Annotated in this window: 6 protein-coding genes (1 of these 6 only partly in view); 4 read left to right on the top strand and 2 right to left on the bottom strand. The window is 59.5% G+C overall.

All coding sequences use genetic code 11. The annotated features are described in order from the left end of the window. Nucleotides 1-89, bottom strand: the beginning of a protein-coding gene (locus GJ634_RS07360; protein ID WP_157501718.1) for a helix-turn-helix domain-containing protein. 322 nt of this gene lie to the left of the window's left edge; only the first 89 of its 411 coding nucleotides appear in the window; its start codon is at nucleotides 87-89; the stop codon falls past the left edge of the window. 121 nt (nucleotides 90-210) lie between these two features. Between GJ634_RS07360 and GJ634_RS07355 the strand changes: the two genes are divergently transcribed. Continuing rightward, nucleotides 211-786, top strand: coding sequence for a hypothetical protein (locus GJ634_RS07355; protein ID WP_157501716.1), 576 nt, complete (start codon nucleotides 211-213; stop codon nucleotides 784-786). An 824-nt stretch (nucleotides 787-1610) separates the two neighbouring features. Then, entirely contained in the window at nucleotides 1611-2843 is a 1233-nt protein-coding gene (gene orc4, locus GJ634_RS07350) for a DNA replication protein Orc4 (RefSeq protein WP_136718528.1), read from the top strand. 139 nt (nucleotides 2844-2982) lie between these two features. Here the strand turns inward: orc4 and GJ634_RS07345 are convergent, their stop codons facing one another. Continuing rightward, nucleotides 2983-5151 carry a type B DNA-directed DNA polymerase gene (locus GJ634_RS07345; RefSeq protein ID WP_157501714.1) on the bottom strand — a complete coding sequence of 723 codons (2169 nt, stop codon included), beginning with the start codon at nucleotides 5149-5151 and terminating at the stop codon, nucleotides 2983-2985. A 263-nt stretch (nucleotides 5152-5414) separates the two neighbouring features. Here GJ634_RS07345 and GJ634_RS07340 point away from each other — a divergent pair, with 263 nt between their 5' ends. Together GJ634_RS07340 and GJ634_RS07335 are read left to right on the top strand one after the other, a co-directional pair. Next, the gene (locus GJ634_RS07340; protein WP_157501712.1) at nucleotides 5415-6368 is read left to right on the top strand and encodes a transcription initiation factor IIB family protein; all 954 of its coding nucleotides are present in this window, start codon (nucleotides 5415-5417) and stop codon (nucleotides 6366-6368) included. A 431-nt stretch (nucleotides 6369-6799) separates the two neighbouring features. After that, entirely contained in the window at nucleotides 6800-7318 is a 519-nt protein-coding gene (locus tag GJ634_RS07335) for a transcriptional regulator (protein ID WP_157501710.1), read from the top strand. Nucleotides 7319-7500 lie beyond the last annotated feature (182 nt).

The following is a 7500-nucleotide window of genomic DNA, read 5'->3' as shown; positions in this document are numbered from 1 at the left end:
AGAAGCGCGAAACGCGTCTCCTGGGTGACGACGTTGAGTCGCTCCCGAACGGAATCGAGGTCGCTTGGCGGCTGATCGGAGGTACTCATTACTTCGTTGTTCGAGTGGGCCGGCCAAAAGCGTTTCGCCCAAATACGAATCAGGTATGGGCGAATCGGTATACGATGAGGTCGCCATATTAAAGCACCCTATCTGCGTACGTTCGGGTAGATGAGTGAGGATCCAGTCACTGTTGACGAACTCGCTGAGAAGGCCGACGAGTATCTTCACGAGACCTCACTCACTCCGGAGGAGTACGAAGCGCTGAAACAGAGTGTTGCGGAGCTGACGCCGATCTTCTCGGCTGAGAATTCGTACTTTGTCCTCGGTAGCTATGGTCAACCCGAGATTCGCCGTCTCCAGCTCGTGAAAGATCGCCTCAATCGACGGCCCGGCGCGTATGCATTTTTGATGGTCGACATCCGAAGCGAATGGACGAACACCTATCTCAAGTTCCGACTGCTCGCCGATTATACGGATATGATCGTTGGTGTCGCCGAACACGCCCAGGGAGGGTTTCTGGTCGAACAGGGCTACTTCACGGCCCTTGACGAATATTTTGCGAAAACGAACGTATTTAAGCGCGAATACGAAACGCTCGACCTGGAGGACGTTGAGACCGGAGTGACGAGTGAGAACCCGTATAGCGGTATGCAGACGGCGATTTTTGAGATGTTGGACGATGGCGGTCGGTTATGCCGGTGGGCTACTGAAGACGAACTCGTCGAGTGTGTTGCCACTCTCTGAGCGGACACCTGCGACGTAAACGATCTCCCCCTACTAGTGCTGACGCGTTAGTTGATGACAGGACTTCCACGCTGGCTTGGCGGGTGGGACTTACCCGCTGGTGAAGTCAGCCAATAGTTGTGTCAGCAACCCGGAATGGATAGCTGGCTTGAGGCCCCAGAGTGTGAATGGGGGCAGTTAACCCAGACAAGTTAAACTCAATGAGAGAGGACACCCACCCCACGTTTCCGTCGTAACTGGCTGGTGGTGGAGGGGGTGACGCTGATTTCGAAGGGACCACACCCCCCGCGTTTCCGTCGTTTCTCCACGACGGCGTAGGGAGAGACTACGATAGTGCAATACAGCCACTAATTCTGTTGACCTAGAACCAATCTAGAGATGAACTAACTTCTGGAACACATAGATTAAAGTGGTATAGCTGAGAAACACTCATTAAGTGTACTTCGACCAAAGAGGGGGGCGAAGTACTTCGCCCCTCAGCTGAAACAATCCTTTCCAGCTGTTTCTGTAGACGGCCAGTATTGGACGGCTAGGCCGCTCTCGTCTTTGGTATCTCGTCGTGGACGTCTTCTTCGAGTCCCCTCCCCACCTGTTCGGTGATTACGACGGAAACGTGGGGTGTGTGGGTTCGGGATTCGACATCGCAGCGACGCTTCCGTCTCCGAGTTTCCTATCTCACGTCGGAAACGCGGCTATATTGTCAGCAATCCAATTCCACCGAATGACGGCATTTCCCGGCTGATATCGGACAAGGAACGTCGGAAACGTGGGGTGGCATTCTCCACTACATTTATACTCCCTCCGCTCACACCGTGTGATATTCAATGACGCCCGACTCTTCACCCAGTTCTGTCGACGATCCACTCTTTGAATCCGGGCATCGCATCTTCGCGAACAAGGATCTCCTGAAAATCGGCCACGTTCCGGAGGCTGACCGGATCGTCGGTCGCGACGAGGAAATCTCGAAGCTCGCGAAACGTCTCAACGGTGCTGTCCACGGGTACTCCCCGGAAAACGTGATGATCTACGGGAAAACGGGGACCGGTAAATCTCTCGTTTCAAAACACGTCTGCCAACGAGCTCAGAATGCCGCTCAGGATGGCGTCGAGATTGGAACCGCGTATATCGACTGTGCTGAAGACAACACGGAGACTCAAGCAATCTCCTCACTGGCCGCGAAGCTGAACGATGAATCTTCGACTGGAATCTCCGTCCCACATACCGGCCTCAGTACGTCGAAATACTACAAACTCCTCTGGAAGACGCTCGACGCTCAATTCGATTCTGTGATCATCATCCTCGACGAGATCGATCTGATGAACGACGACAGCGTGTTGATGAAGCTCTCGCGCGCTGAGGAGGCGGGGAAAATCGACTGTAGCGTCGGTGTCATCGCGATCAGCAACAAGATCCAGTACGTCGACAACGTGAACGAGCGCGTGAAAAGCAGCTTCCAGCACAAGGAGCTGTTCTTCAAGCCATACGACGCCAACCAGCTCCGGGAAATCATGTTCAACCGCGAGGACGCCTTCCAGGACGACGTCCTTTCCGAGGACGTGATTCCGCTCTCGGCGGCCTTCGCCGCACAGGAACACGGCGATGCTCGGAAGGCGATCGACATTCTTCGCCACGCCGGCGAGGTCGCCTACGAGGCCGGGGCAGAGCAAGTGACGGAGGAACACGTCCGCCAGGCACAGCAGCACGCCGAAAAGGACAGGTTCAGAGAACTCGTGAACGGCGCACCCACGCAGGCGAAAGCGGCGTTGCTGGCGCTCACGGAACTGAGTGTCAACAGCAATGACGATGCGTTCCTCACGAGCCGGGTGTACGACCAGTACGAACGCATCTGCAACCATCTCGATATGGATATCCTCTCAGTCCGTCGGTTCCGCGACATCCTGAAAGAGCAAGCCTTCCTCGGGGTTGTCGAAATCGAGAAGATCAACAAGGGGAGTGCGGGCGGCATCCACCTCCAGAACCGACTCATCGAAGATCCCCAGGTCGTCCGCGAAACGATCCTCGAGGACAGCCGGATGCAGGACTGGACTCGCGAGTAGCGACCCCCTACTACTGAGTGGGTGCGGACGACGGAAATCCGGGGTGGGGCGTGAGGAAACGACGGAAACGAGGGGGGTCGAAAATTACGTCGGAAACGTGGGGTTGGTTCGAAACGACGGAAACCAGGGGTGGGGTCCACTACGACAGTTCGTTGGTGGCTCCGAACGAGCTCAAAACGGCGTCCCTCTCACCGGAGAGCTCTCGATGAATGTCGGACCGATCCCACCCGAGCGGTGAAAGCACGCTCTCGACCGCTCTGACCAGCTGCGTCTCGTAGTACGAGGCGTCGTAGGTCTCGATCTCCTCGTGGGCGAGGGCGACCCGGTCTCGCGAGGATTTCTCGTCGTCGACGACCACGTACTCGATATCCTGGCCCGGGTGGACTGCCAGGTCCTGCTCGCGGGCTCGCTTCAAGGCCGCCACGTTCTGGGTGTTCTGTGAGTAGCCTTCCAACGGCTTGGAGACACGGTTCCGCTCGACGAGCCGCTCTACTGCTACGTTACCCGCCTGCAGTTCGTCGATTGCTTGTTCGAGCCGTCCGAGCACCGCGTCCGGTGACCGTGTGGCATCGAGCCGGTCAAGACAGTCTCGCTGGACGTCCTCGATGAACGGCGGGGTCGAACGCTGCCGGGCTTCGATGCCCCTGATCTTGAAGTCGTCGTCGCCGGCGACCTTCCCGAAGTACTTCGTCAACGCGCCGGCGTCGCTCTCGCGCTGCGGCACGAACGCCACCCAGTCGTACTGAGCTTCGTGTTCGAGCCGAATCTCGACGCGTTCCGTGATCTCCGTCGCGAGCGTCTCGAGGTTCTCGCGGTCCTCGTCGTCGACGTCGGGGTCCGGGGTCACCCAGATGGAGTCGACGATGCCGTGGACGACCCGCCAGCCGCCCGCTTCAAGCCGCTGTTTCGCCGTCAGCAGAATTTCGCGAGCGAACGCGTTGATCGCCTCGTGACACTCGATGCGGCCGAATTTCGCGTTGCTGAACCCCTGATAGCCGAAGCAGGCGACGAGGATCCACTTCAGCGCTCCCGACCGTCCCTCGAGTTCCGCCAGTCGGTCCTCGTCGGGGTCGTCCCGTTCCTTCTCGTGACGGATGGCCGCCTTGATCTCATCGCGAGCGTCGATGATCGGCTGTAGCACGTCGACGAGGTAGCCCCGGTCGTCGCAGATCGAGTACCCGAGGCCGGGGACGTCGTCGCGGTCGCTGTGGCAGTCACACCGGATGACGTCCGGTGAGACGTTTCTGGTACAGATGATGTTCGGGTACAACGAGGAGAAGTCGAGTTCGTGGACGTTCTCGTGAAGCCCGACCTCGGGCGCGAAGATGAAGCCGCCACGGTCGGCGTCGTGGAGCGTGCCCATCGGCTTGTAGAACTCGTGGCGCCAGGAGTTCCATGGGACGAGGACGCCGCGGTCGTGGGCCTCACAGATCTGGATCGCCGTGAGCACGTTCCCGATCGACGCCCACGCGAGCTCCTGGACGGGCTTTTTCGAGCGCGACACGAGGTCGAGGACGCCGTCGAGGTTCGTCTCCCCGTAGAAGAACGTGTTCGACTCGTCGATAATCGCCCGGCCGGGCACGTTGTACCTCGCCGGCGAGTGGCCGACGCGGCCGTAGCTCGAGTACGTCGACCGGCTCGCGAGCTGCTGGTAGTCGACGTCCGGCCACCGACTCAGCGAGAAGTCGTCGACGCCGGCGTCCGTCGCCATCTCGTACAGGGTCGGGATGATCTCGCTGGTTGAGCAGACCAGGACGTCCGGATCGTGCGCTTCGAGTGCTCCTTGGACGGCGGTCAGGATATCCGTCGGCGAGCCGGTGACGGCGTCGCCGGCGACGGACAGTTCCTCGTAGGCGTCGTTGCTCGTTTCGGTCACTGGGACGCTGAGCCGGAGCGTCGACAGCTCGCTCGCCGGCGTCGGATCGGCGCCGGTCTCCAGACAGTATCGGAACTCTCGCGAGAAGTCGACGTTGAAACAGGCGAGATCTCCGACTGGATAGGCCGACAGCTGGCGCGCTTGCCGGGCGAGTGGGGTGACGCGGTCGATGTGGGCGACGTTGACCGCGAGAACTGCCTCCTTGTCCCGTCGAAAGCCCGGCCGTCGCGCAACCATCTCGGTCGTGACGACGTCCGGGTGCTGATTGTACACCGACTGGAGTGTCGTGAGGTCGCGGTCGATCGCTGGGTCGCGAGCGGCGACGTAGAAGCGCGGAGTGTACTTGTCTCGTTCTGTTGCGACGGCGCCGTCGGCTGTTGTCTCCCACTCCAGGACGCGGCCGTCGTCCAGAAAGTCGATGGTAAATGGCATTTTCCAACCCTCTCTCCGGAAACACGGCGCTCTCTCATAGCCGATGGCGTGTCGGTTCCGGATTTCGGAGATAGGAGGGATTACTCTGCACGCCGCCGAAGCTCATAGTTAGCGTCTGTCGGACTAATCTCCAGCTTGTTTCCAAGATGCGGGTTTGGCGTGGTGGTACCAGTCGCCGGTATAAGCTAACCACACTGCAATCTGTCTCTTTGGCTGGCGACAAGCAAAGGCCTATATATACTTACGAGGTTGTCATAAGGTGAATGGAACGGGCGACTCGCGAACGTGAAACGGAATCGCGTGAGCAAGCACAAACGAACGACGAAACACAGCAGTGCCCGGAGTGCAACTCATCCAACGTGATCACCGATCAAAGCGAACGAGTCTGTGAGGACTGCGGGCTCGTTCTTGAGGACGACCAAATCGATCATGGCCCGGAGTGGCGGGCGTTCAACTCCTCAGAGCGCGACCAGAAATCACGCGTGGGCGCGCCGACGACGAAGACGATGCACGATAAGGGGTTGACCACCCAGATCGACTGGAAGGATAAGGACGCCTACGGTCGCTCACTTGACGCGAAGAAACGAAACCAGATGCACCGCCTCCGCAAATGGCAGGAGCGCATCCGCACGAAGGACGCGGGCGAACGCAACCTCCAGTTCGCGCTCTCGGAAATCGATCGGATGGCATCCGCGCTTGGCGTCCCACGGTCGGTGCGGGAGGTCGCATCGGTCATCTATCGACGTGCGCTCAAAGAGGACCTCATCCGCGGGCGCTCCATCGAGGGCGTCGCAACTGCCTGCCTCTACGCCGCCTGCCGCCAGGAAGGCATCCCGCGAACCCTCGAAGAAGTAACAGAAGTCGCCCGCATCGACCAGAAAGAGATCGGACGGACGTATCGCTACGTCGCCCACGAACTCTCCCTCGAAATTCAACCCACCGACCCCAAGGAGTACCTCCCCCGCTTCGCGAGCGACCTCGACCTTTCCGAAGAAGCCATCGCAAAGGCCCGCGAAATCATCGACACCTCCGCCGAACAAGGACTACTCTCCGGTAAATCACCATCCGGATTCGCGGCCGCCGCCATCTACGCGTCAAGCCTCCTCTGCAACGAGAAAAAGACCCAGCGTGAAGTCGCCAACGTCGCGAACGTCACCGAAGTCACCATCCGCAACCGCTATCAGGAACAGATCGAAGCGATGGACTTGGGAGTGTAACTCCTATTCGCGTCCATCCGAAAGACGTTCCTTGTGTTCGAGCGCGTCGTGGATCTCCTGGCTCGAACCGCGGTCAGCCTCTAGCCCGTAGTGGCTGCGATCGACAACACCGAGCAATTTGTCGACACCGACCATCGCTCGGTTGACGACGGCGATCTTGCCTGAGCAATACATCGTCCCTTCTCACCAAGGCCAACGGCGTTCTTTCACTGGCTTTGTTTCCTCTGTGGGGCCCAAGACAACTCCAGCTAAATGCCGGGTTTGTCGTCTACCTGAAGGGGCCCGAGGCTGAGTCACGGCCAAGCCCCTCCACGAGTGACCTCCCTCAGGGTGAGCAAACTGGGTGGTCGTCGACCCGACGGCATGGGAAGACAAAAGAATATATTTTGGACAGAGGAAGAAATATGTGGTCTTAGTCCGTTGATCGAAGTATGGCAGACGACGCTCGTCGCGACGGCCCACCTCCATTCGACCAGCCATTCGAAGGCGAGGACACGAAACAGCGCGTGTATGGCGCGGTCCTCCATGCCCGGGAGCCGATGACGGCCGCCGAGATTGCCGAGCGCGCAGACTGCTCCGAAGAGTCCGCACGGACACACCTGTCTTTCTACGCAGACCTCGGCATTGTCATCCACCACGACGGCCGCCCAGCGCGATACGAGCGCAACAACGACTACTTCGAGTGGCGGCGAATGAACGAACTGGCGAACGAACACACCGTCGACGAACTACAGGCTCGGGTCTCGGAGCTCACCGACCAAATCGAAGTATATCGCGAGGAGTACGACGCTGACTCGCCCGCTGACGTCGATGTTCTCGACTACGAAGCCGAACACGTTGACGACGTGTATGCGGACCTCGGTGACTGGGCGACCGCGATCGAGGAGCGCCGACTTCATGAGCGCGCGCGCCAGAAGGCGACTAGCTCGACAGCGCCGTCGCACGGCTGACGATGGTGCCGGCCGACGACGGCGCGAGTCCCGCGCCACTGGACCGGGCGGTGTTAGAGCATATGCGGTCGCGGTTTGCTGGCCGTCGAATGTTCGAAGCGGTGGACCTCGTCGAGGAGGGAAAGCTGTATCTCCGTGTCGAACTCGCCGGTGGAGTACTATCCGGATGCTGGCGTCTTGCT

This window comes from Halobacterium sp. CBA1126, from assembly GCF_009741975.1.
In the GTDB taxonomy this organism is placed as follows: Archaea; Halobacteriota; Halobacteria; order Halobacteriales; family Halobacteriaceae; genus Halobacterium.
The sequence above is the reverse complement of the archived record's forward strand: the minus strand, read 5'-3'. Positions and strand labels throughout refer to the sequence as shown.